The sequence below is a fragment of the Limnochorda sp. LNt genome (genome assembly GCF_035593265.1).
GTDB lineage: Bacteria > Bacillota > Limnochordia > Limnochordales > Geochordaceae > Geochorda > Geochorda subterranea.
In genome coordinates this window covers 863,115-885,117 of sequence record NZ_CP141614.1, presented here as the reverse complement: position 1 = coordinate 885,117, position 22,003 = coordinate 863,115, and the positions used below count along the sequence as shown (strand labels likewise).

The window sequence follows — 22,003 nt, the reverse complement described above, 5'->3', positions numbered from 1 at the left end:
CGGATCGAAGGCCTGCGCGATAACGGGCGCCCACCCTGTGCGGGTGCGAGCTGCTCCGGCCGGACCTACTGGGGCGCCCCCGCTGAGGGATGCCCGTTGGGCCCGGCGGCTCCGGGGGGAGTTCGGGACCCTGGCCCCGCCGGCTCGCACCATGCGCCGGCTCTCTGAAGGACGGCCTCGGGGGCCCCTACGATCGTCCCCATCTTCGCCATTCAAACGCCGACCCTGTCAGGGTCGACCATAGGTTGTTAGCGATAACTATACGTACGCTTTCCGGACCCGTCAAGACCCTCTCGCAGCTTCGCGCAGGAAATCTCTCCCCGCTACTCGCGGGCGCCTGCCACGTTCTTGAGCCGGCGCCCGAAAGCCCGCGCCTCCTCCTCGCTGCCCAGGTCGGCGAAGTCCTCCACCCAGGCACCCTGGCGCTCCAGCGCCGCCATCAGCGCCTTGAGCGCACGCCCCGTGCCCAACCCACCCCGCCTCACGAAGGCCGCGGTCCGCTTGCCCTCCAGGCGGGTGCAGCGCGTCAGGGCCTCCTGCACGTCGTCGGCCGGACGCCCCCGGATGAAGCCCAGGCTGGGGCTTCCCACGCAGACCAGGTCGTAGGGGGCCACGCTGATGGGCTGGCTCCGCGACGGATCGGCCGTCATGACGTCGGTGCGGATCTGCACCGACTCGAGCCCCTCGGCCAACGCGCGGGCCAGCCGCTCGAGCCGCCCGTGGGCGCTTATCAAGACAAGCGCTCTCACCCTCGCCATCCTCTCCCGCCGGGCGCCGGCCCGGCATCGCCACGGCACCGATCCCGGACCCGGCCGATCACGCCTTTTCGCTTCGCCGGGACGACTCCCTCTCCCCCGCCTCCACGGCATAGGGTGGGCTCCTGGGGGGTTGGGGAGCCGATGGGCCCGTCGCCGACGCAGGAGCCCGCCACGTCCTGGCGGCCCGTCGCCACCGGGCGGCCCGCCCTCGGGCTTGCCCTCGGAGCCGGGGCCGTACGGGGTCTCGCCCACATCGGCGTGCTGCAGGCACTCCTCGACGCCGGCATCCGACCTCAGGTGGTGGCCGGCACCAGCGCCGGCAGCCTGGTGGGGGCGCTCTTCGCCGCGGGCGTGGAGCCGCCGGCCATGACCGAGGCCGCACCCGACCTGCTGGCGCAGGTGCGCCGCGAGGTGCGGCTCTCCCCCTGGGGCATGCTGGTGCTGGGCTCCCGCCTCACCCTGCAGGCCCTGCGCCGAGCGGCACCATCCGCCCCCCAGGGGATGGCCGCCGGCAACCGCCTCGAGAGCTGGCTGCGCCGGCACCTGCCCGTCCAGGAGTTCGGCCAGATGCGCCTTCCCTTCGCCGCGGTGGCCTGCGATCTCCACTCGGGCGAAGCCGTCTTGCTGACCCGGCGCGCCTGGCTGCCAGGTCCCCTGCCGCCTCGCACCGTGGTGGTAGAGGAGGTGACGCCGGCATCGGCCGTGCGAGCCAGCTGCTCCATCCCGTGGCTGTACACGCCCAAGCGCCTGGCCGGTCGGGCTCTCATCGACGGTGGCACCGTGGAGCCGGTGCCCGCGCGTGTCTGTCGGCTCCTGGGCGCGGAGGTGGTGGTGGCCGTGGACCTGGGCACCGGTCACCGGCAGGACGGCGACGTGCACGCGTTGCCACGGGTGGTGGACCGGGCCGCCGCCATCCTGCTCCAGAGGCTGACCGACCTGCAGCTCGAGCGGCACGCCGACGTGGTGGTGCGCCCCACCCTGGCGCCGCCGGCGGATGGGGCGCTCCCGTTGGAGGGGTGGATAAGGGCCGGCTACGAGGCGGCCTGGGCCTGCCGCGACGCCATCCGACGCAGCCTGGCCCGGGCCGCCGCGATGGCCTCCCGCACCGAGTCGGGCGCCGTACCCCCGACGACCCGGCGGGCGCGCAGCGCCGCCTCCACGTCCAGGCACTGGGCGGCGTCGGCAGCGAAGAGCGGGCTGTAGCGCCGGAGCTCGTCGACGGTCAGGCGATCCAGGGTGCGTCCCGTCCCCTGCAGGTCGGCGACGATGCGCCCCACGACGGCGTGGGCCTCCCGAAAGGGCATGCCCCTTCGGGTCAGGTAGTCGGCCAGCTCCGTCGCCAGCAGGTCTCCGGTGCAGGCCGCACGCATGCGATCCCGGCGGAAGCGCACCGACCGGATGAGCTCGGTGGCCATCTGCAGGCTGAGCAGCGTCTGGTCGACGGCGTCGAAGAGGCCTTCCTTGTCCTCCTGCAGGTCGCGGTTGTAGGCCAGGGGCAGGCCCTTGAGCACCATCAGCAACGCCACCAGGTGCCCGGCCACCCGCCCTGCCCGGCCACGCATCAGCTCGGCAGCGTCGGGGTTCTTCTTCTGGGGCATCATGGACGAGCCCGTGGCGAGCCGGTCGGGCAGCTCGACGAAGCCGAAGGCCGGGTGGTTCCACAGGACCAGCTCCTCGCCCAGCCGGCTCAGGTGCACCATGAGTAGGCTGCAGGCGTAGAGCAGGTCGCAGGCGAAGTCCCGGTCCGAGACGGCGTCGAGGCTGTTGGCGCTGACCTGGTCGAAGCCCAGCTCCCTCGCCACCGTCTCCCGGTCCACGGGGAAGGCGGCACCCGCCAGAGCGCCGCTGCCCAACGGCAGGACGTTGGCCCGGCGCCTCGCCTCTCGCAGCCGATCCCGGTCACGGAAGAGCATCTCGACGTAGGCCATCAGGTGGTGGCCCAGGGTGACGGGCTGAGCCGGCTGCAGGTGGGTGAGGCCGGGCATGACCGTCCCGGCCTCCTCCTCGGCCCGGGCCAGGAGGGCCTCCTGCAGGCGGCCCGCCGCCTCGTCGAGCCGGTCCAGTTGCGCCCGCGCGTAGAGCCGCAGGTCGGTGGCCACCTGGTCGTTGCGGCTGCGTGCGGTGTGCAGGCGCAGCCCGCTGGGCCCGATGCGCTCCACCAGCAGCCGCTCCAGGGCCGAGTGGACGTCTTCGTCGGGGCCCTGCAGGAGCTCCGGCCGCTCACGGACCTCGGCGGCCAGCGCCTCGAGTCCCTGCACGATCCGCTGGGCATCCTGGGCGGGGATGATGCCCTGCCGGCCCAGCATCCGGGCGTGGGCGACGCTCTGCTGCAGGTCGTGGGGCCACAGGCGCCGGTCGTAGGGCAACGAGGTGGTGTAGCGTCGCAGCAGCTCGTCGGGCCCCTCCGAGAAGCGCCCTCCCCACATCGAAGCCCACCCAGGAGCCCCGCCCGCCATCAGACGGCCTCCCTGACGGCCGGACGGGAGGTGGCCAGCCGCTCCTCCAACCGGGCCTCCACGTACTGCGGGAGCCCAAACAGCCGGATGAAGCCCTCGGCGTCCTGCTGCCGGTAGACGCTGTCCGCGTCGAAGGTGGCCAGCTCCGGATCGTACAACGAGTACGGGGATCGGCGCCCGACGACCTGCACGCCGCCCTTGAAAAGGCGCAGCCGCACCTCGCCCGTCACCCTCCGCTGGGTCTGGTCGACGAAGGCGTCGAGGGCGCGCTTCAACTGGGAGTGCCACTGGCCGTAGTAGACCAGCTCCGCGTAGCGGAGGGCCACCATCTCCTTGAAGTGGAACGTGTCGCGGTCCAGCGTCAGGCTCTCGAGCTCCCGGTGCGCCACGAACAGGAGCGTGCCGCCAGGGGTCTCGTAGACGCCCCGTGACTTCATGCCCACGACGCGGTTCTCGACCAGGTCCGCTCGCCCCACGCCGTGACGCGCCCCCAGGGCGTTGAGCCGCTCCAGCAGTGCCACCGGCCCCAGGCGCTCCCCGTCCACCGAGACGGGCCGCCCCTCCTCGAAGCCGATGGTCACCTCCTCCGGCCGGTCCGGCGCCTGGGTGGGGTCCTGGGTCCAGATGAACATGTCGGGGTCGGGGGCCCGTGCCGGATCCTCCAGGATGCCCCCCTCGTAGCTGATGTGCCAGAGGTTACGGTCCATGCTGTAGGGCTTCTCCCGGGTAGCCTCGACAGGAATGCCCCGAGCCGCCGCGTAGGCCATCTCGTCCTGGCGCCCCTTGAGCTCCCACTCCCGCCACGGGGCGATGACCTTGAGCTCCGGGGCCAGCGCCCGGTAGGCCAGCTCGAAGCGCACCTGGTCGTTGCCCTTGCCCGTGCAGCCGTGGGCCAGGCCGTCGGCGCCCTCCTCGCGGGCCACCTTGACCTGGCAGGCCGCGATGAGCGGGCGGGCGAAGCTGGTACCCAAGAGGTAGCGGCCCTCGTAGATGGCCCCCGCCCGCAGCACCTGGAAGGCGTAGTCTCGCACGAAGGCCTCGCGCACGTCCTCGATGACGGCCTTGCTGGCGCCGCTCTTGCGGGCCTTGTCGGCGATGGCGGCCAGGTCCTCGCCCTGCCCCACGTCGGCGATCATGGCGACCACCTCGCACCCGTAGCGCTCGCGCAGCCACGGGATCATGACGGAGGTGTCGAGCCCGCCCGAATACGCCAGGACCACCTTGCGCACCGTCGTCATCCTTCATGCCTCCTTCAGCCATCGGCCCTGCGGGGCGAGCTCGCCCTGCGGCCTGCGCCCGCCGGGGCCATCAGACCCATCGTGTACTCCTGCAGCGAAACCGGCTGGGGCACCTGACCGGCCCGCAACTGTGCGAGGGCCTCCACCAGGGCGGCCGCCAGGTCCAGGGAGGTGAAGCACGGCACCTTGAACTCCACGGCGGCCCGCCGCAGCTTGAAGCCGTTGCGCTCCGGGATGCGCCCCCGGGTTGGGGTGTTGATGACCAGGTCGATCTGGCCGGCCCTCACCAGCTCCACCACGTCGGGATGGCCCTCGCCCACCTTGTGGGCGAACTCGGCCCGGACCCCGTGCGCCTCCAGGAAGCGCAACGTCCCCGTCGTCGCCAGGATGCGGAAGCCCAGCTCGGCCAGTCGACGCACCGTGGGCAGCGCCTCCTGCTTGTCGCGGTCGGCCAGCGTCACCAGGGCGGTGCCCGAGGTGCGCACGTTGATGCCGGCCCCCAGCAGCGCCTTGTAGAGCGCCCACGGGTAGTCGCCGTTGAGGCCCAGCACCTCGCCCGTCGACTTCATCTCCGGCCCCAGCAGGACGTCGACGTCGTCCAGCTTGTCGAAGGAGAAGACCGGCGCCTTGACCGCGGTGAACGGCGGCGGCGTCGTCCGCCCGTAGACGAGGCCGTCCACCGTGTAGCCCAGCGACGCCAGGCTGGCACCGGCCATCACCTGGGTGGCCAGCGCGACCATGGGGATCCCCGTCACCTTGCTCAAGTAGGGCACGGTCCGGCTGGCCCGGGGGTTGGCTTCCAGGACGTAGACCCTGCCCTGCGAGACCACGAACTGCACGTTGAGCAGCCCCCGCACCCCGAGCGCGAGGGCCAGCCGGCGCGTGTACTGGACGATGGTGGCCTCCTGCTCCGGCGTCAGGTGCACCGGCGGGAAGACCGCCGTCGAGTCGCCCGAGTGCACCCCCGCGCGCTCGATGTGCTCCATGATGCCGGGGATCAACACCTGCTCGCCGTCGCAGATGGCGTCGACCTCGATCTCCCGGCCCGGCAGGTAGCGGTCCAGCAGCACCGGGTGCTCGGGCGCCACCTGGACCGCCATCTTGATGTACTCCAACAGCTCGTCCTCGTCGTGGCAGATCTCCATGGCCCGGCCTCCCAGCACGTAGGAGGGCCGCACCATCAGCGGGTAGCCCAGCTTGTTGGCGATGCCCAGGGCCTCCTCCAGGCTGGAGGCGGCCGCGCCCTCGGCCTGGGGGATGCCCAGCGAGCCGAGGAGCTCCGCAAAGCGACGCCGGTCCTCGGCCAGGTCGATGGCGTCGGCGCTGGTGCCCAGGATGGGGACGCCCCGGTCGGCCAGGGGGCGGGCCAGGTTGATGGCAGTCTGGCCGCCGAACTGCACGATGACGGCCTCGGGCCGCTCCCGGCGCACCACCTCCAGGACGTCCTCCAGCGTCAGCGGCTCGAAGTAGAGCCGGTCCGACGTGTCGAAGTCGGTGCTGACCGTCTCGGGGTTGTTGTTGACGATGACGGCCTCGTACCCCATCCGTTGCAGGGCCCAGACCGAGTGCACCGAGCAGTAGTCGAACTCGATCCCCTGCCCGATGCGGATGGGCCCCGCACCGATGACGAGCACCTTGCGCCGCTGGCTGTCGGGCGCCTCGTCCTCTCGCTCGTAGGTGGAGTAGTAGTAGGCGGTCTGCGCTTCGAACTCGCCCGCGCACGTATCCACGCTCTTGTAGACGGGCACGATGCCCCGGCGATGGCGCAGCTCGCGCACCTCGTCCTCGCGGCGGCCCGTCAACCGCGCCAGCCGCCGGTCGGAGAAGCCCAGACGCTTGAGCTCCAGCAGGCGAGCCTCGAGCCCCTCGGGGTGCGACTGGAGCTCCTGCTCCGCCTCCACGATGCCCTTGATGACGGAGAGGAAGTAGGGGGCGATGCCGGTCAGGCCGTTGAGCTCCTCGACGGAGAAGCCACGGCGAAACGCCTCGGCCACCGCCAGCAGGCGTCGGTCGTCGGGCATGGAGACGGCCCGGCGCAGCTCGCCGTCGTCCAGGGCCGCCATGGCCGCATCCCACAGCCCGTCGTAGCCGGCCTCCAGCGAGCGCACCGCCTTCTGCAGCGCCCCGGCCAGGGTGCGGTCGATGGCCATCACCTCGCCGGTCGCCTTCATCTGCGTGCCCAGCCGGCGATCGGCCAGGGGAAACTTGTCGAAGGGCCAGCGGGGGATCTTGACCACCACGTAGTCGAGCACGGGCTCGAAGGCCGCCAGCGTCTGGCCCGTCACCGCGTTGGGGATCTCGTCGAGCCGCAAGCCGACGGCGATCTTGGCCGCCACCCGCGCGATGGGGTAGCCCGTCGCCTTGGATGCCAGGGCCGACGATCGGCTCACCCGCGGGTTGACCTCGATGACGTAGTAGCGGCCCGAGCCGTCGGGCGCCAGGGCGAACTGCACGTTGCAGCCGCCCTGGATGCCCAGCGCCCGGATGATGCGCAGGGCAGCCGAGCGCAGGGTCTGGTGCTCGCGATCGGTGAGCGTCTGGCTGGGCGCCACGACGATGCTGTCGCCCGTGTGGATGCCCATGGGATCGAGGTTCTCCATATTGCAGACGGTGATGCAGTTGTCGGCCCCGTCCCGCATCACCTCGTACTCGATCTCCTTCCAGCCCACGACGCTCTTCTCCACCAGCACCTGCCCGATGAGGCTCCGCTTGAGCCCCTTGGAGGCCACCTGGGCGAGCTGCTCGGGCCGGCGCGCCACCCCACCTCCCGTGCCGCCCAGCGTGTAAGCCGGGCGCACGATGACGGGGTAGCCGACGGACTCCGCGAAGGCCAGGGCCTCCTCCACCGTGGTGACGGTGCGGCTCTCCGGCACGGGCTCGCCGATGGCCTCCATGGTGGCCTTGAACCGCTCCCGATCCTCGGCCCTCTCGATGGCGTGCAGGGGCGTGCCCAACAGGTCGATGCCGAGCCTCTCCAGGATGCCGCGGCGAGCCAGCTCGAAGGCCAGGTTGAGGCCCGTCTGGCCTCCCAGGGTGGGCAGGAGCCCCTGGGGGCGCTCCCGCTCCAGGATCCGCTCCACCACGTCGGGCACAAGCGGCTCCAGGTAGACCCGGTCCGCCATGTTCTCATCGGTCATGATGGTGGCCGGGTTGGAGTTGACGAGGGCCACCTCCAGGCCTTCCTCCTTGAGCGCCTTGCAGGCCTGGGTGCCAGCGTAGTCGAACTCGGCCGCCTGACCGATGATGATGGGGCCGGAGCCGATCACCATCACCTTCTTGAGGTCCGCGCGCTTGGGCATGGGTTGTCGAGTCGCCTGCCTCCTAACGTCCGGCCGCCTCGGCGATGGCGGACTCCAGGATGGCCACCGCCTCGTCGGCCTCCCTCTCGTCGATGACGAGCGGGGGCAAGAGCCTCAGGGCCCGCTCCGTCACCACGTTGACCAGGAGTCCCCGGGCACGGCACACATCGGCCACGGGGCGCGCCGGCCCGTCCAGCTCGACGGCCAGCATCAGGCCGATCCCGCGCACCTCCGAGACGTGTCCGGTGCGCCGCGCCATGGCCACGAGGCGCTCACGCAGGTAGGCGCCCATGCGCTCGGCGCGGCCCACCAGGTCCTCCTCCTCCAGCACCTGCATGGCCGCCAGGGCCGCGGCGCAGGCCAGGGGATTGCCGCCGAAGGTGGAGGCATGCTGACCGGGCCCGAAGGCCGAGGCCGCTGGCTCCCTGGCCAGCAACGCGCCGATGGCGACGCCCCCGCCCAGCGCCTTGGCGAGGGCCACGGCATCGGGCACGACACCGTAGTGCTCGAAGGCGAAGAGTCGCCCCGTGCGCCCGAGGCCGGTTTGCACCTCGTCGACGATCAGCAGGGCCCCCGCCCGGTCCGCCGCTCGACGGGCCGCCTCGACGAAGGCCCGGCTGGCCGGGTGCACCCCTCCCTCGCCCTGCACCACCTCCAGCAGGATGGCGGCGGTCTGCGGGCCGACGGCCTGGTCCAGCGCCTGGGGGTCGTCGAAGGGCACGTAGCGGAAACCCGGCACCAGCGGCTCGAAGCCGGCGTGGTAGCGCGGCTGTCCCGTGGCCGACAGCGCCCCCATGGTGCGCCCGTGGAAGGAGCCGAGAGCCGTCACGATCTCGAAGCGGTCCTGGCCTAGATTGCGCTGGTGGCGGCGCGCCAGCTTGATGGCGGCCTCCACCGCCTCGGCCCCGCTGTTACAAAAAAAGGCCCTGTCGAAGGGCCCGTGCTCGACGAGCCACTTCGCCAGCAACGCCTGCGGCTCGATGTAGTAGAGGTTGGAGACGTGCAGGAGCCGGGAGGCCTGCTGGGTCAATGCCTGTACCACCCGGGGATGGCAGTGTCCCACGGCGTTCACGCCGAGGCCCGAGACGAAGTCGAGGTAGCATCGTCCCTCGGCATCCCAGACCCGGCTGCCGCTCCCCCGCACGATCACGACGGGTTCGCGGCGGTAGGTGCCCATCAGGTAGCGGGCTGCCAGGGCCATCACGTCGGAGGCGGCCTGCGGCCGCGTCTCGTCCGCCATCGCTAGCTCACCACCATGGTGCCGATGCCGCGGTCCGTGAAGATCTCCAGCAGCAAGGCGTGGGGGGTGCGGCCGTCGATGATGTGGGTGCGGGGTACCCCCGCCTCCAGGGCCCGGATGCACGCCTCCACCTTGGGCACCATGCCCGCCGAGATGGTGCCCTCCTGGATCATCCGCCGCGCCCGCGGCACCTGCAGGGCGGAGATGAGAGAGGCCGGGTTGCCGGGCTCCTCCAGGATCCCCTCGACGTCGGTGAGGATGATGAGCTTGTCGGCCCGCAAAGCGGCGGCCAGCTCGCCGGCGGCACTGTCGGCGTTGATGTTGTAGCTCTCGCCGGCGTAGCCGGCGCCGATGGGCGCCACGACGGGGATGTACCCCTGATCCGTGAGCAGGTGCAGGATCTCGGGGTTGACCCGCTCGATGTCGCCCACGAAGCCCAGATCCACGGTCTGGTCCGGGGACTCCGGGCCCGACTCCACCCGCTCCAGGCGTTTGCGCGCCACCATCAGGTTGGCGTCGTGCCCCGACAGGCCTACCGCCTTGCCGCCGAAGCGGTTGATGGTGGCCACGATGTCCATGTTGAGCAGCCCCATCATCACCATGCGGACGACGCGCATCGTCTCCGCGTCGGTCACCCGGCGTCCGTTGACGAAGCGGGGCTCTTTGCCCAGGGCTCGCATGGTCTCCGTGATGGCGGGGCCCCCGCCGTGCACCAGCACGACCTTGACCCCCACGTAGCGTAGGAGGATCAGGTCCAGCGCCACGGCGCGCTGGACCTCGCCGTCGGGGTCCGGCATCGTGCTGCCCCCGTACTTGATGACGAAGGTCTTGCCGAAGAAGGCACGGATGTAGGGCAGCGCCTCCACGAGGATGCCCGCACGTTGCACGATGGCTTCCAGCGTCAACGCTCCGCCCGACCTCCCACCCAGCTCGCCGCCCGAGGCCCGGGCCTCAGCTGCGGTAGCTGGCGTTGATGCGCACGTACTCCTCGCTCATGTCGCAGGTCCACGCGATGGCCTCGTGGCGGCCGCCGGTGCCCAGGTCGATGGTGAGGCGCACCTCGGGGGCCGTCAGCGCCGACCGGGCCGCCGCTTCGTCGAAGGGCACCTCCTGCCCCCCGGCCGCGACCGGCACGTCGCCCAGCCAGACCGAGAAGCCGTCGGGGTCCATCTCCACCCCGGAATACCCCGCCGCGGCCGCGATCCGGCCCCAGTTGGGGTCCGCACCGTGGATCGCCGTCTTGACCAGGTTGGAGCCGGCGATGGCCCGCGCACAAGTGCGCGCCTCGGCTTGGGTACGGGCTCCCGTCACCCGCACCTCCACCAGGCGCGTCGCACCCTCGCCGTCCCGGGCGATTTCCTTCGCCAGGTACGAGGCCAGGCGTTCGATTCCTGCTTGCAGTCGCGCGAAATCCTCCGTCCCCGGCGCGAGGGGCTCCCCGCCTGCCTGCCCGCTGGCCAGGAGGATGGCCATGTCGTTGGTGCTGGTGTCGCCGTCGACGGTGATCATGTTGAAGGTGCGCTCGGTCACCTCGCGCAGCAGCCGCTGCAGGTGGCGCGGCTCGACGGGCGCATCCGTGGTCAGGAAGGCCAGCATGGTGGCCATGTCAGGATGGATCATCCCGGACCCCTTGGCCATGCCGCCCACCCGCACCACTCGACCGTCGCCGAGCCCGAGGGTGAAGGCCAGGGCCTTGGGGCGGCGGTCCGTGGTCATGATGGCGATGGCGGCATCGGGCCCACCCGCCCGGGAGAGCCGCTGGCATGCCTGCTGGATGCCCGCGCGCACCCGCTCCATGGGTAGCGGCACGCCGATGACGCCGGTGGAGGCCACCAGCACCTGTTCGGGATCGACGCCGAGCTCCCCGGCGCAGACCTCGGCCATGGCCCTGGCGTCGGCCATGCCCCTCGGGCCGGTGCAGGCGTTGGCGTTGCCGCTGTTGACCACGATGGCACGGATGCGGCCGGGAGCCGCCAGCAGATGCTCCTGGGTCACCCGCAGGGGCGCCGCCTTCACCCGGTTGCGGGTCAGGACGGCGGCGGCCGAGCAGTCCACCGGCGAATGGATGACGGCCAGGTCCGGGCGCTTGTGCTTGATGCCGCAATGGACGCCTGCCGCCTCGAAGGGCTCCGGGAAGGTGACGCCCCAGGCCAGCCCGGTCAGGGTCTCATCGGCGGACGCCAGGCCCGGCAGCGGGGATGCGGCGGGTCTGTGCATGCCAAGCCTCCTTCACGACATGGTCCGAGCGTGCGATCACGGGTAGAGGGGCGCCCCCATGAGGCCCGCGGTCTGGTCCCACCCCATGAGGACGTTGACGTTTTGAATGGCCTGGCCGCTGGCACCCTTGACCAGGTTGTCCAGGGCCGCCATCACGATGGCCGAACGGGAGCCGGGATCCCACCGGACCGCCAGGTCGCAGAAGTTGGCCCCCTGCACCGCCTTGGTCTCGGGCAGCTCGGGCGGCGGGAGCACCCGCACGAAGGGCGCCTCCCGGTAGAAGGCCGCGTAGCGTTGCGTCAACTCGTCGGTGTCGTGCGGCTCCCGCAGGCCCGCCACGCACGTGGCCAGGATGCCGCGGCTGGCCGGCACCAGGTGGGGGATGAAGGCCAGCTCGACCCCGGCGGCCCCCGTCCCGGCCCCCGCGCCCGCCCGGAGCAGGCGCCCCAGGTGCAGCCGCATCTCGGGGGTGTGACGGTGGCCGGGGACGCCGTAGGGGCGGACGTTCTCGGTGGCCACCGGCAGGTGATACATCGGCCCCGGCTGGCTGCCGGCCCCCGAGATGCCCGAGGTGGCCGAGACCACCACGGGGCGCTCGACGGCCAGCAGCCCCTGCGCGGCCAGCGGCGCCAGGGCGAGCAGGGCCGCTGTGGGATAGCAGCCGGGATTGGCAACGAGCCGGGAGCGTGCCACCTCGGCGCCGAAGAGCTCGGGCAACCCGTAGGCGGCCTGGCTCAGGAGCTCGGGGTGGGGATGGGGCCGGCCGTAGACGCGCTCGTAGAGCCCCGCGTCATCCAATCGGAAGTCGGCCGACAGATCGACCACGGCCGCGCCGCGCTCCAGCAAGGCCGGCGCCTGCTCGGCGGCGAAGCCCGCCGGGGTGGCCAGGAAGATCACTCCCACCGAGCGGGCCAGGTCGACAAGCTCGTCGGGCGAGCCGAACCGCCCCTCCACCAGGCCCCGGAGATGAGGGTAGACCGCTGACAGCGATTGGCCTGCATGCGAACGGGACAATATCCACCCGAGCCTCAGGTGAGGATGCTGGGCCACGAGCCGCACCAGCTCCTGGGCGGCGTAGCCCGAGCCACCCACGATCCCGACGGCGATGCGGGTGGAGTCGCCGGCGCGGGCCGGCGTCGCGCCGGAGGTCGCGCTTGTCGTGACAGGCGTAGCATCGTGGCGCATGGGCGCATTATCGCGCCCGATGCATAACTATGCAAGCCCCCGGATCGACCCGAGAGGGGTCACCAGTACTCGATATCCGCGCCCAGCTCCGCCAGCTTCTCGACCATGCGGTCGTAGCCCCGTCGCACGTGATGGAACTGGTCGATGACGGTCTCACCGGTGGCCGACAGCGCCGCGATGACGAGCGCCGCGCCGGTCCGCAGATCCGTCGCCGTCACCGGCGCGCCCGTGAGGCGCTCCACCCCGGAGATGATGGCCGTCCGGCTGTCGGTGCGGATCTGAGCGCCCATGCGCTTGAGCTCGTCGACGTGACGGAACCGATCCTCGAAGACCCGCTCCGTCACGATGCTCGTGCCCTCGGCCGTCAGCAGGAAGGCCGTCAGCTGAGGCTGCAGGTCGGTGGGGAAGCCGGGATACGGGAGGGTCTTGACGGAGATGGCCGATGGACGTCGCGGGCAGGAGGCCGCCAGGTGGTCCAGGCCCACCTCGATGCGCGCCCCCGCCTCCTCCAGCTTGGCCAGCAGCGACTCGAGATGCTTGGGGATGACGTTTTCGAGCACGATCTCGCCCCGGGTGGCCAGCGCGGCCAGCAGGTAGGTGCCCGCCTCGATGCGGTCGGGGATGATGGTGTAGGAGGTACCCGTCAGCCGAGAGCCGCCCTGGATGCGCACCAGGTCGGTCCCGGCCCCCACCACCCGGGCGCCCATGGCGGTCAGGAAGTTGGCCAGGTCGACGACCTCGGGCTCCTTGGCCGCGTTGTAGATGACCGTGGTCCCCTCGGCGGCGGTGGCGGCCATCATCAGGTTTTCGGTCGCGCCCACGCTGGGGAAGTCGAGGTAGATCTCGCTGCCGACGAGGCGATCGGCCTCGGCGACCACGTAACCGTGCTCCACCCGCACGCGGGCCCCCAGCTCGCCCAGCCCCTTGAGGTGCAGATCGAGCGGCCTGGGCCCGATGTCGCAGCCCCCCGGCAACGGCACCACGGCCCGCCCCTGCCTCGCCAGGAGCGCCCCCAGCAGCAGCGAGGAGGCGCGCACCCGCTTGGCATCCTCGTAGGGCACCTCGTGCGAGATGGGCCCATCCGGCCAGACCCGGGCGACCCCATCCTCGAAGTCGACCTGGGCCCCCAGCTTGCGGAGGATGCTCACCATCACCTCGACGTCGGTGATCTCGGGCACCTGGGCGAGTTCGACGGGCGCCGACGCCAGCAGGGTCGCGGGGAGCAGCGCCACCGCCGCGTTCTTGGCACCGCTCACCCGGAGCCGGCCCGACAGCCGCATGCCGCCGCGCACCCGCACCCGATCCCGGGCCCTGACCAGGGTGGCCATCTCCTGGATCATCGTCAACCCTTTCTCTTCTCCCCGGGTACGCCGTGGCCGGCGCCCCGTCGTCTTCGGCGCCACAGGCCCCCGACCTGCTGGAAGCGGATGGCCCGGCTCAGGGGGCCGGGCCGCTCTTGCGAGCGCGAAAGACTCGATAGCCCCCGCCCCGCTCCATCAGCTCGACGGGACCGATGCGGGCCTCGACGGCCCTGGCCAGCGAGGCCGCGCCCTGCCGGGTGCGCACCACCATCCAGAAGGTCCCGCCCGGCCTCAGCGCCTGGGCCGCCTGCTGCATCCACCTATAGATGACGCTCCGTCCCGCCCGAACCGGGGGGTTGGTCACGACGGCATCGAGACTCCCAGGTCCCAGCGCCGCCAGACCGTCTCCCACCAGCACCTGCGCCCGGAGCCCGTTGCGGGCGGCGTTGGCCCGGCACAGCCGGGCGGCCCGTTGGTTGATCTCCACCATCACCATCGATAGATCGGGAAACCGGGCCGCCAGCATGAGCCCCAGCGCCCCGTAGCCGGCCCCCAGATCCGCCACGCGCCCGGGCCCGTCCGGCACGAACTGGGTCGCCAGCAGGCGAGTCCCCGGGTCGATCCGCCGGTACGAGAACATCCCCCGATCCGTATGCAGGCGCAGCCGCACGTCGCGCCACTCGAAGACGACCTCGGCGGGACGGTGGGGCGAGGCGGGCTCCCGGGTGAAGTAGTGCTCGTTCACGGCATCTCCCGCACGGGATCGGGGGCGTCGGCCACGACCCCCCAGAGGTTGGCCATGGCCAGCAAGTCCTGGAGGTTGTGCTCGAGCACGGGCTCGATCCAGGCCGGGTCTCCGCTCTCCACGAAGCGGCGATAGTGCTCGGGCACCAGCCGGGAGGGCAGGCCCTGCGCCGGCCGAGCCCATCGCAGGTAGCGGTCCACCGTCTCCAGCCGGGCGTCGCCCAGCACGCCTTTGAAGCGCCGCCTCGCCTCGCCGAGGAGGTCGAGCACCGCCACTCCCGGCCAGCCCGCCGGCGCCGGCTGCCCGTTGACGGCTCGCCGCATGGCCAGGAACGGCACGTCGAAGCCGCGCCCGTTGTAGGTGACGACCGCACGGCCCTCGCGCAGCAGCGTCTCGGCCCCCGCCAGCAGGGCCGGCTCCTCCTCAGGGGTGCGGGCCAGCAGCAGGGTGCACCGCCACCCGTCGCGCTCTGCCCGCAGCAGGCCCGCCAGGAAGACGGGGAAGACCGGCGCCAGGCCCAGCGTCTCGATGTCGAAGAAGACGAGCTCCGCCGCCTCGTACATCGAGAGGAGCTCCCCCTCCCGCACCTTGCGCCGGCGCAGCTCCTCCAGCCGACGCTCGACCACGGCCCCCCACGCCTGGCGGGCGTCGGCCCCGTAGGCCGGGTGGCGCTGAAGGGCGACGAGATCCTGGTAGCCGCTCGCCTGCAGGCGGCGCTGGCGGACCGGTCCGACCCCCCTGACCAGGCGGAGCCGGCGTACCCACGCTCCCAGACGCTCCGTCCCCGACTCCTCGGGCGCGCGTAAGCCAGCATCCTGCGGCTCGATGAGCCCGTCGATGCGCCATATCGGGCCGGCGCCCCCCGACGGCTGCCACTCCCGGCCCTGGCCGTACCGGAGGGTCACGCCGCGGCGCCCCTCCCTCCGGCCCGGGCGGCCGGAAGCCCGATCATGCCCGGCTCTCCCCTCTCGAGCAGGCCGAGGGCCTCCCGCGCCTCCTCCAGGTCCGGATCGAGCTCGATCGCCCGCCCCAGCAGGCGCCGCGCCTCGTCGAGGCGCTCCATGCGGATCAGGACCACGCCCAGGTGGTAGAGGATTTCGGCCTGCGAGCGCGGGTCGTCGCCCGAGGCGGCCACGGCCTGCTCCAGCACCTGACGGGCCTCGTCGATCCGCCCGTTGCGATACAGGGCCCACCCGTAGGTGTCGAGCACCGAGGCGTCGGGCTCGTCACCGGAGAGGTCCATAGCCCGCCGGGCCAGCGACAACGCCCGCGACAGGTTGAAGCCCTTGTCCGCGTAGAGGTACGCCAGGTTGTTGTAGCCCAGCGGCGAGTCGGGCGCGAGATGGATGATCTGGTCGAAGGCGCCGGCGGCCGTCACCCAGTCGCCGCGCTCCATGGCCGCGTAGCCCAGGAGGTTGTGGGCCCGGATGTTGTACGGGTCCACACCCAGCGCCTCGCGGGCCGCGGCCGCGGCGGCCTCCCACCGCCGCTCCTGGACGGCCTGCTGGGCTCGCTCGAGGGCCCCCGCCAGCCGCTGGAGGGTCGAGACGTCGGGCCGGGTCATCGGGCCGGCCTCGTCGCCCAGCCGCACCTGTTCGAGCCGCACCCGGTGCGCCTGGGCGCCATCGTGCACCACCGCCTCCGACAGAAACCAGACCCGGCCTCGCCGGCTCAGGACCATCCGGCCCCCATCGCCCAGCACCGGTGCCTCGTACTCCACCGTGGCCACCGCAGCACCCACGTCGAAGCGCACGGCGCTCACCAGCGGGGTGCTCTCGCCCTGGCTGCGCCCGGGTGCCAGGACGGAGGCCCGCAGCACCAGCCCCGTCTCGGCATCGACCACCAGGTGAGCCTGCTGCCCGGCGCCGCTATCGTACAGCACCGCCTCCACGGCCGAGCGGTTGAGCAGGCGTACGCCCTGCCCCAGGACCAGCCGGGATCCCTCCGGCAGTGGCCGGAAGATACCGAAGTAGACCTCGAGCGCCCTCAGGAAGGGGAAGCCGTCGTATCCGTAGGTGAAGCGAGGACCCGGCCCCCCGGTCTCCAGGTGGAGGTAGCCCCGCCAGGCCGTCCCGCCCACCCCTCGCGGGTCCATGGGCGTCCACCGAAACGTGTCGGGGGTGAAGGACTCGACCCGGAAGGAAACCGCGCCGCTCCCCGCCGCGGCCGCGACCGGCTCCACCCGCACCACGGCGCTGAAGCGGTCCGGCCACCCCATGCTCTCCGACATGCGCAGGGCCAGGGTGCCTGGCGCCACGCTCCGTTGGGCCTCGGCGGCGCCCGCCATGGCCGGGCCCGCGGCCAGGGCCACCGTCAACGCGGCCCAGACTGCCAGCCGCCGCACGTCCGTCGCCCCCTCCCGCGCATCTGTTCGCTACCGCCCTTCGCCGCCCGGTCGAGGGCCTCCTGCCTCCAGGGCCGCCACCCTCTCCGTGATGGCGAAGTGCAGCTTCGCGAACTGCCCCAGGAGCTCCCGCCCTCCCCGCCGCCACAGCTCCCGCGCCGGTCCCTCCACGTGGGTGGCGCCCTTGGGGAGCAGGATGCCGGCCGTGCGGGAGAGGCGCTCCAGCTCCCGCAGGAATCTCGCCCTCGCCAGCACCGAGGCGGCCGCCACCGCCATGTCCGCCGTCTCGGCCCTGGGCCGCTGGCGCAACTCGACCCGCCGTCCCCTGGCCATCAACGCCCCGCCCAGCCGGTCGGGATCCCGGGCGAACTGGTCGGCCAACACCACCGTGACGTCGACCCGAGCCAGCAGGTTCTCCAGCGCACGGGCGTGGGCCCAGGCCAGGATGCGGTTGACGTTGCCCAGGCGATCCCAGAGCTGGTTGTAGCGGGCCGGGCCGATGACGACCGTCTCGAAGGGGACCCGCCGGGCCAGGGTCTCGGCCAGCTCCAGGCACCGCCGGTCCGACAGCCGCTTGGAGTCGGTCACGCCCAGCTCCGCCATCTCCCGCTCGGCGCCGGCCTCGGTCACGGCGGCGGCCACCGCGACCAGCGGGCCGAAGTAGTCGCCCTTTCCCGACTCGTCCAGACCGGCCCGCGCCACGAAGCCCCCGCTCACGAGCGGCTGGCCACGGCCTGCACGATGGCCACCCCGGAGCTGGTCCCCAGCCGGTCCGCCCCGGCCTCGAGCAGGCGCAGGGCGTCCTCGGCGGTGCGGATGCCGCCGGATGCCTTGACCCGGGCCCGTCCCGCCACCGTCTCCGCCAGCAGACGCACGTCCTCGACGGTGGCTCCACCGGGGCCGAAGCCCGTCGACGTCTTGACGAAGTGCGCCCCCTCATCCACGGCGAGGCGCGCGGCGGTCCGCTTGAGCCGCTCGTCGAGCAGGCCCGTCTCCAGGATCACCTTGAGCACCGCCGACGGCCCGATGGCCCGGCGCACGGCCCGGACGTGCTCCGCCCAGGCCCTCTCGTCTCCGCCCAGCAGCAGGCCCAGCGGGCCCACCATGTCGATCTCCGCGGCGCCCGCCGCCACGGCCTCGGCCGCCTCCACGGCTTTGGCCAGGCTCGTCGTGGCCCCCAGCGGAAAGCCCACCACCGAGGCGACCCGGATGCCCGTGCCCGCCAGCTCCCGTACCGCCAGAGGCACGTAGACCGGGTTGACGCAGACCGCGCAGAAGCGCCACTCGACCGCCTCCCGGCACAGCCGCTCCACGTCCGCCGGCGACGCCTGCGGCTTGAGCAGCGTGTGATCGATCCGGGAGGCCAGCTCATCGGGACGGAGCATGCACCCGTTCCCCCCTGTCCTGGGGCTGGCGCGGCGGCGCGGCGAACAGGTAGATGCCGGCCAGCACCAGCGCGGCGCCCAGCCAGTGCAGGGCTCCCGGCGCCTCGCCGAAGAGCAGCAGGGCCAGCAACGACGCGCCCACGGGCTCTCCCAGCACGGCAGTCGCCACCGTCGCGGCCCCCAGGCGCGCCACCACCATGTTGAGCGCCGAATGACCGATGAGGGTCGGCACCACCGCCAGACCCAGCCCGATGCCCACCTCGTGAGACGGCCAGCCCCAGACGGGCTGGCCCAGCAGCACGTTGGCCAGCCCCAGCGAGACGGCGCCCGCGGTGTAGACCACGGCCAGGTACTCCACCAGCGGCACCGTCGCCCGCAGCCGCTGGCCCACCAGCAGGTAGACGCTCACCAGCACCGCCGCCAGCAGCGCCAGGGCGTCCCCGTAGAGGCTGTGACTCGCTCCGGCCGCGCCCGGCTCCGACGCCGCCCGCAGCCCATCGGCCACCGCCACCAGCAGACCGCCCGCCAGGGCCACCGCCAGGCCGGCGGCGCGAGCCCTCCCCAGCCGCTGCCGCCACAAGAGCCAGCCCAACAGCACGACCCACAGGGGCTGCGTGGTGACCAGCACCGTCGAGCTGAGGACCGAGGTGAGGTCCAGCGAGGCGAACCACAAGCTCCAGTGAGCTGCGAGGCTGACGCCCGCCAGCGCGGCCCACCACGCCCATGCCCGTCCCGTCGGCGCCGCCGGCGGTCGGGCCGCTGCCGCCGGCGCACGCCGGCCACCAGGCCGCCCCTGCCGTGCCGACGGCCGAGAAGCCCAGCCGGTAGAAGGCCAGCACCGACGACGGCAGCTCCGACAGCCGGACCCAGATGGCGGCCGAGGAGACGGCCAGCACCCCGACGGCCAGGATCAGGTGAGGGCGACCTTCAGCGAGGCGCATCCGACCGGGCCGCGCCGCCGGGCCGGCCCGGCGCCCCCACTCCGTCGGCCCGCGCCCTGCCATCGGGGAGCACCACCGAAACGGCCATGCGCGCCTCGGCCACGTGATCCCGCAAGGCCTCGCTGGCGTCGCGATGATCGAGGCGCTGCAGGACGTCCAGGTAGTCGGTGACCGTCACGCCGCGGAAATGCAGGATGGCCAGGGAGTTGGCCACCATCTCCGGATTGTCCATGGCGGCCACGAACTCCCCCACCTCCCGCCGGCGCAGCCGCTCGAACGTCTCGGGATCGACCCCGCGCTCCGCCGCCCGGAGCAAGACCTCCTTGAGGCGGCGCTCCAGACGGTCGGGGTCCGGCGTCTCGCCACCGATGACGGTGTGGGCGAAGCGGGTGTCGCACGCGTACCGCCCGCCGAAGCCGTCGTCGATGAGCCCCTCCTCGTAAAGCGCCTGGAAGGTGTCGGAGCTGCGGCCCAGCACCGCGTCGAGGGCCAGGTTGACGGCCAGCTCGCGGCGCACCAGATCGACCCCCTGCAGGCCTCGGCGCGGGTCCTTGATGCCCAGGGCCAGCCGTGGCCGCGAGACGGGCAACCGCGTCTCCACCCGGGCCTCCCGCACCGGCTCGGGCTCCTCGGGGTCCCAGCGCTCCACGACGTGGCCGTCGCCGTCCGCGGCCAGCCGGCCGGCCAGCTCCCAGACCCGCTGGGGGTCCACGTCGCCGGCGACGGCCAGGGTCGCGTTGGCCGGATGGTAGAAGGTCCGATGGCACGTGTAGAGCAACGAGGCGTCGATCTGGCGGATGGACTCGACGGTGCCGCCGATCTCCAGGCGCACCGGATGGACGTGGTAGAGGGCCTGCATCAGGTTGACCACCAGGCAGCGCCCGGGGTCGTCCTCGTACATCCGGATCTCCTGTTCGATGATGCCCTGTTCCTTGCGCACCGACGCCTCGGTGAAGTACGGCTCCCTCACCAGCCGTATCAGCAGCTCCAGCGCCTCCTCGAAGTGCTCCACCGTCGAGAAGAGGTAGGCGGTGGCGGTGTACGACGTGTAGGCGTTGGCCGAGGCGCCCAGGCGAGCGAAGCGAGTGAAGAGATCCCCGTCCTCCTTCTCGAACATCTTGTGCTCGAGGAAGTGGGCGATGCCCGCCGGCACCTCCAGCGGCCGGGCGTGATCGGCCCCCCGAAACCGGCTGTCGACGGAGCCGTAGCGCACGGCCACCACCGCGTACTTCTGCCGGAAGTGGGCCTTGGGCAGCACGTAGGCCGCCAGCCCCGAGGCGTACCGGCCCATCAGGAGGGGATCCCCGGCCACCTCCCGCCGCTCCATCGTGACCAGTTGGGCCTGCTGCTGCGCCATCCTCGCCTCACGATGCCCCTTCCCCGCGGCTGGCCACCGGCTGCCCCTCCGAGGCGTCGGGGGCCGCCGGCTCCGACGCGGTCAGGAAGTAGAAGGTGTCGGCCCGAACGGTGCGGGCGACGGCCACGATCTCGTCACGGCCCACCCGTGCGACCTGGTCGATGAGCTCGCCCAGCGGGCGCTGGCGGCCGTTGACCAGGCCTACCAGGTAGTGGTCGATGAGGGCGTTGGGATCGTCCTCGTCGACACGCCAGCGGCGCACCAGGGCCCGGCGCGTCGCCTCCATCTCGTCGGGCTCGATCTCGCCACGGCGGACCGCCTCCAGCTGCTCGCCGATGATGGCCACCGCCCGGTCCTTGAGGCCCGGGTCGACCCCGGCACTGACCAGCAGCGCGCCATGGCTCGACTCGAGTCGGCTGTAGACGAAGTAGGCCAGCGAGTTGCGCTCGCGCACGTGGACGAACAGCTTGGAGTGCGGGAAGCCCCCCAGCACTCCGTTGCAGACGACCAGCGCCGGATAATCGGGCGACGCGAATCGCACCGGCGTCCGGTAGCCCAGGGCCAGCACGGCCTGCCGCACCGGCTGGGTCTCCGTCACCACCCGAGGGTCGCCCCTCTCGGGAGGGGCTCCGTCCTGCGCCGGCCCGGCCTGCGCGATCTCGTCGAGCCGCCCGTCGGCGGGCCGCCACCCCACCTCGTCCAGCACGCGGCGGGCCAGTGCGGCCACGTCGTCGGCCGGCGCCGACGAGACCACCAGCAGGTCCGCCCGCGCGCCCAGGATGCGGGAGCGATAGGCCTCGTCCAGGGCCCGCCCGTCCAGGGCGGGCAGGTCCTCCAGCCGCCCGAGCCGGTGCAGCGCGAAGGGTCGGCCCGCGAACATCTCCTCCATCAGCCGGTGGACGGCGTACTGGCGCTTGTTGTTGATGATGCCCTCGATGCGGCGCCGCAGGATCTCCCTCTCCTGGACGACGTACTCGTCTCGCAGTCGCCCCTCGGGCCCCCGGGCAGGGTCGAGCCACATCTCGAAGAGCAGGCGCAGCAGGGCCTCCAGCTGCCGGGTGCCGGGACGCCACCCCGGCAGATGGGCGTCGGCCACCGTCTCGCCCCGCAGCTCGATCACGTGGGTGTCGCCCACCTTGCCCACGTCGACGGAGAGCCGCGCCCCGTACAGCGACTCCAGATGACGGGCGATGGCCTGCAGCGTGGGGAGTCGCCGGGTGCCTCGACGCAGCACCATGGGCACCAGCGCGTTGGCGGTCACGTGCTCCCGCACCAGCGGCAGCCGGATGGCCACCCGTGCCGTCTCGAGCTTGAACTTGCGCGTCGTCAGGACATGCAGCCGCAGCCCCGCCAGCTCCCTGGTCTCGAACCACCCGTAGCCGGCCTCGGGGGCCTCCTTCTCCGTCAATGCCGGCACCATCCCCTGCTCGCCGGGGCGGCCCGGCTCCCGGGCCGCATGGAACGGGCGTGCCGGCCCCCCGGCCGGCACGACCCGGCGATGCGTTCGCCTATCAGCTCCAGTCTGTTTCGCCGGCGT

At 72.4% G+C, this 22,003-nt stretch carries 16 protein-coding genes and 2 pseudogenes; 1 reads left to right on the top strand and 17 read right to left on the bottom strand.

The genetic code is table 11. The annotated features are described in order from the left end of the window. Positions 1–323: 323 nt before the first annotated feature. Positions 324–749 (bottom strand): flavodoxin family protein, encoded by a 426-nt coding sequence (locus tag VLY81_RS04145; RefSeq protein ID WP_324669766.1) that lies wholly within the window; start codon positions 747–749, stop codon positions 324–326. Between the two features lie 150 nt (positions 750–899). Between VLY81_RS04145 and VLY81_RS04140 the strand changes: the two are divergent. After that, positions 900–1,502, top strand: a pseudogene (locus tag VLY81_RS04140) (patatin-like phospholipase family protein); the annotation flags it as partial. Between the two features lie 287 nt (positions 1,503–1,789). Here the strand turns inward: VLY81_RS04140 and argH are convergent. From argH to yfmF, 16 genes and pseudogenes are all read right to left on the bottom strand, one after another. Beyond that, on the bottom strand, positions 1,790–3,184 hold the full coding sequence (gene argH, locus VLY81_RS04135) for an argininosuccinate lyase (protein WP_324669765.1): 1,395 nt from the start codon (positions 3,182–3,184) through the stop codon (positions 1,790–1,792). A 29-nt stretch (positions 3,185–3,213) separates the two neighbouring features. After that, a complete protein-coding gene (locus tag VLY81_RS04130) occupies positions 3,214–4,452 on the bottom strand; it encodes an argininosuccinate synthase (RefSeq protein WP_324669764.1) in 1,239 nt (412 codons plus the stop codon). Between the two features lie 14 nt (positions 4,453–4,466). After that, positions 4,467–7,751 carry a carbamoyl-phosphate synthase large subunit gene (gene carB / locus VLY81_RS04125; protein ID WP_324669762.1) on the bottom strand — a complete coding sequence of 1,095 codons (3,285 nt, stop codon included), beginning with the start codon at positions 7,749–7,751 and terminating at the stop codon, positions 4,467–4,469. A gap of 22 nt (positions 7,752–7,773) precedes the next feature. Next, positions 7,774–8,991, bottom strand: a complete 1,218-nt coding sequence (locus VLY81_RS04120) for an acetylornithine transaminase (protein WP_324669761.1) — start codon at positions 8,989–8,991, stop codon at positions 7,774–7,776. A 2-nt stretch (positions 8,992–8,993) separates the two neighbouring features. Then, complete coding sequence (gene argB, locus VLY81_RS04115) at positions 8,994–9,878, bottom strand: acetylglutamate kinase (RefSeq protein WP_324669760.1); 885 nt, start codon at positions 9,876–9,878, stop codon at positions 8,994–8,996. A 64-nt stretch (positions 9,879–9,942) separates the two neighbouring features. Beyond that, positions 9,943–11,208 carry a bifunctional glutamate N-acetyltransferase/amino-acid acetyltransferase ArgJ gene (gene argJ / locus VLY81_RS04110; protein ID WP_324669759.1) on the bottom strand — a complete coding sequence of 422 codons (1,266 nt, stop codon included), beginning with the start codon at positions 11,206–11,208 and terminating at the stop codon, positions 9,943–9,945. Between the two features lie 36 nt (positions 11,209–11,244). Next, on the bottom strand, positions 11,245–12,300 hold the full coding sequence (argC, locus tag VLY81_RS04105; protein ID WP_324669758.1) for an N-acetyl-gamma-glutamyl-phosphate reductase: 1,056 nt from the start codon (positions 12,298–12,300) through the stop codon (positions 11,245–11,247). A gap of 152 nt (positions 12,301–12,452) precedes the next feature. Beyond that, complete coding sequence (gene murA / locus VLY81_RS04100) at positions 12,453–13,733, bottom strand: UDP-N-acetylglucosamine 1-carboxyvinyltransferase (RefSeq protein ID WP_324670335.1); 1,281 nt, start codon at positions 13,731–13,733, stop codon at positions 12,453–12,455. A gap of 97 nt (positions 13,734–13,830) precedes the next feature. Next, a complete protein-coding gene (locus VLY81_RS04095) occupies positions 13,831–14,439 on the bottom strand; it encodes a class I SAM-dependent methyltransferase (protein ID WP_324669757.1) in 609 nt (202 codons plus the stop codon). Then, positions 14,436–15,344: a ribonuclease H-like domain-containing protein gene (locus VLY81_RS04090; protein WP_324669756.1), complete on the bottom strand. Its 909-nt coding sequence runs from the start codon at positions 15,342–15,344 to the stop codon at positions 14,436–14,438. The genes VLY81_RS04095 and VLY81_RS04090 overlap by 4 nt, the downstream gene beginning before the upstream one ends. After that, positions 15,341–16,783, bottom strand: a complete 1,443-nt coding sequence (locus VLY81_RS04085) for a tetratricopeptide repeat protein (protein ID WP_324669755.1) — start codon at positions 16,781–16,783, stop codon at positions 15,341–15,343. The genes VLY81_RS04090 and VLY81_RS04085 overlap by 4 nt, the downstream gene beginning before the upstream one ends. A gap of 30 nt (positions 16,784–16,813) precedes the next feature. Then, the gene (gene rnhC / locus VLY81_RS04080) at positions 16,814–17,500 is read right to left on the bottom strand and encodes a ribonuclease HIII (RefSeq protein WP_324669754.1); all 687 of its coding nucleotides are present in this window, start codon (positions 17,498–17,500) and stop codon (positions 16,814–16,816) included. Further along, on the bottom strand, positions 17,497–18,168 hold the full coding sequence (gene deoC / locus VLY81_RS04075) for a deoxyribose-phosphate aldolase (RefSeq protein ID WP_324669753.1): 672 nt from the start codon (positions 18,166–18,168) through the stop codon (positions 17,497–17,499). The genes rnhC and deoC overlap by 4 nt, the downstream gene beginning before the upstream one ends. Continuing rightward, positions 18,152–18,907 (bottom strand): annotated as a pseudogene (locus VLY81_RS04070) (DMT family transporter); the annotation flags it as partial. The pseudogene VLY81_RS04070 and the gene deoC, both read right to left, overlap by 17 nt. A 188-nt stretch (positions 18,908–19,095) precedes the next feature. After that, positions 19,096–20,466 carry an EF-P 5-aminopentanol modification-associated protein YfmH gene (gene yfmH, locus VLY81_RS04065; protein WP_324669752.1) on the bottom strand — a complete coding sequence of 457 codons (1,371 nt, stop codon included), beginning with the start codon at positions 20,464–20,466 and terminating at the stop codon, positions 19,096–19,098. A 7-nt stretch (positions 20,467–20,473) separates the two neighbouring features. Next, the gene (gene yfmF, locus VLY81_RS04060; protein ID WP_324669751.1) at positions 20,474–21,955 is read right to left on the bottom strand and encodes an EF-P 5-aminopentanol modification-associated protein YfmF; all 1,482 of its coding nucleotides are present in this window, start codon (positions 21,953–21,955) and stop codon (positions 20,474–20,476) included. Positions 21,956–22,003: the final 48 nt, after the last annotated feature.